The 2,308-nt window shown below is 51.7% G+C and carries 2 protein-coding genes; both read right to left on the bottom strand.

Annotated elements, in window-relative coordinates:
• Nucleotides 1–349: 349 nt before the first annotated feature.
• Nucleotides 350–1,498 (bottom strand): CD0519/CD1768 family membrane protein, encoded by a 1,149-nt coding sequence (locus HMPREF3090_RS04475; protein WP_067972600.1) that lies wholly within the window; start codon nt 1,496–1,498, stop codon nt 350–352.
• A gap of 122 nt (nt 1,499–1,620) precedes the next feature.
• Nucleotides 1,621–2,181, bottom strand: coding sequence for a hypothetical protein (locus HMPREF3090_RS04470; protein WP_070486048.1), 561 nt, complete (start codon nt 2,179–2,181; stop codon nt 1,621–1,623).
• Nucleotides 2,182–2,308 lie beyond the last annotated feature (127 nt).

The following is a 2,308-nucleotide window of genomic DNA, read 5'->3' as shown; positions in this document are numbered from 1 at the left end:
TTCTGCTAGCCTGAACCCGACTAGATGTGAATTACGAAGAGTTGGCGCAAGCCTTACTCTCCGTTTAAGATTCGCTAGATGAAGGACCTTGGCCAGATCCGGTGCTGCTATAGCCGTTGGAGCGCCAGCGACTTACGGATATAGTACAAAACGGCGCCAGCCGTTCTTGACCCTCTGAAATTCAAGGACCAACTTCAACAGCGCAACGTATGCTCATTAGCACAGTTCATAGTCGGGTTCGTAAGAGCAGAAAGGGAGTGACTTCAGCAAAAGGAAACGACCGGCTAAAGCCGTTCTTATCCCTTTTGCCTCCAGTCATCCCTTTCTAAACGCTCTTACTCACACCCTGTCATACCACCAATATATAAATAAAGTGAGCAGCTGCGCCCGCCACTAAACCGCCGATCGTATGGCTGAAGAGGGCATAGCCCGTCATCTCCTGGGTATCCAGGGCATCCATCATGGCGATATGGGTCGACAGATAGCCCGACCAGCACATGCACATGGCGGTAAAGACAGCCAGGTCATTGCCGTTAGCCAGGCCCGATTCTACCAGCTTAGCAGCCAAGCCCACAGCCGCTCCCGCTGCGCCCAGTGCCGTGATTGGCACCGAAATAGCCTCAGGATTGGAGAAGCCAAAGATAGGGGTCAGGATGAAGGATAATTTTTCCCCGACCCAGGGTAAGAAAGGAACCCCCTGGCCGATCTCACCGGTATAAATGCCATCTGGGCCTGGGCCGTGGGTGAGTAACATCACCATGGTGCAGACCACGACCACGCCCGGAATAATGGCCATACCCATTTCCACCCCATTCTTACCCCCATCCAAGAGAGCGGAGAGGGCGCGCGATCCCACGCCACCTGCCCGGACCACCCGGGATCCTTCTGGCAGGTCTTCTTCGTGGTCAATCTCCACATAGTCTTCCGTTCCGTAAGCCTTCTTGGTGAAGTGGAGCATGAGGCGGACACTGACCACGCTGCCGACAACGGCTCCTAGGTTGCCAATCAGAGCGGCTGTCGCTGAGCCTTCGAGCGGGATCGCCAGGACCGTTGCCGTCACAATCAAGCCCATCCCAAATGACGTCCCGATATTCGTCAGGGCCGGCAATTGGTATTTTTTGAAATAACGTTTGAAGTTATCCTCCTTGGCCAAGGTTAGAACGGCTGGATTGTCTGACATATAACAGTTGAGCACGCCCAAGGAAGAAGCCCCTGGCATGTCATAGATGGGGCCAATTAAGCGCGACAAGAGTTTGTCGATTAAAGCTACGAAACCAAATTCTGAAAAGAGCGAGGACAGGGCACCCGTCACCACCGAAATGGCCATCAAGAAAAAGCAAGTATTCATGAGCAGGTCATAAGCCGTCGCCATAATCGTCGACAACATATTGACCACACCCATCCGCCAGCCAATCGCCCCAAATATTCCAAAGAAAACAAGCACAAAGAGAACCGGCTCTAGGCCGATCGCCTTTTTATATCGATAACGTTTCACCATTCCACTCCTTACCAGCTAAATCGTCACATAAAACTTTTCCCATTATAGCACAAAATTCTAGGCCTAGAGATAAGAAAAAGACGCCACAAGTATTGAGACGCCTCTCCTCTAAACTCTAACGACTAGTTCTTAAAGAAGGAAACCACCTTGGCCTTGTCCAAGGCGCGAGCCGTTTGGTAACCCAACTCAAAGTCAACCATACCATGGACAATCCCACCCAGGCCAACGAAGACAAAGAGGGTCGTAAAATACCCGGCTGCTAGAGTCCCTGCCCCCAGACCTGTCACCAAGTAGACAACGACCACCTCAGCTAAGGCATGGATAAAAGCCAACACGAAGGAGAAAGCTGTTCGTGTAGTCAATTTGTCTACCACACCGGGGTGCTTTTGGAAGTAGTAGGCCCCAAAAGTAGCGAAGAAGACGTGGCTGAGCCCGCGCAAGCCAATCACAAAGGGGAAACCTGCCAGGAAGAAGCCGATACCAGAAGCTAGGGCAACAAAGGCGGCTGGAGCGGGCCCCATGAAGATGGCCAAGACGATGGGCAGGTGGCTGGCCAGGGTATAGGAAGCCGGCCCGAGAACTACTTTGATGGGCATGACCATGGGGATAAGAATCGCCAAGGCAGTCAAGAGGGCCGTCAGGGTTAAGCGTTGAATGGACTGTTTATTTTGACTTAGAGACATGGAATCACCTTTCATTTAGTTCTTGTTCTTAACAAAATTGAGCTAGTGAGCATCCGTTCCGCTTTTGAAGTTGCTCCTTTAAATATGGTGGACCAAGAACGGCTTTCGCCGTTTTGTACTTTATCCG

The organism is Aerococcus sp. HMSC23C02, from assembly GCF_001806805.1.
GTDB classification, from domain to species: domain Bacteria; phylum Bacillota; class Bacilli; order Lactobacillales; family Aerococcaceae; genus Aerococcus; species Aerococcus sanguinicola.
Note: the sequence above shows the minus strand (reverse complement) of the source record. Positions and strands in the feature narration are given on the sequence as shown.

What these genes read in the sequence shown, in the direction of transcription:
- HMPREF3090_RS04475 (WP_067972600.1), bottom strand. Translation starts at nt 1,498, where the DNA reads ATGGTGAAACGTTATCGATATAAAAAGGCGATCGGCCTAGAGCCGGTT.
- HMPREF3090_RS04470 (WP_070486048.1), bottom strand. Translation starts at nt 2,181, where the DNA reads ATGTCTCTAAGTCAAAATAAACAGTCCATTCAACGCTTAACCCTGACG.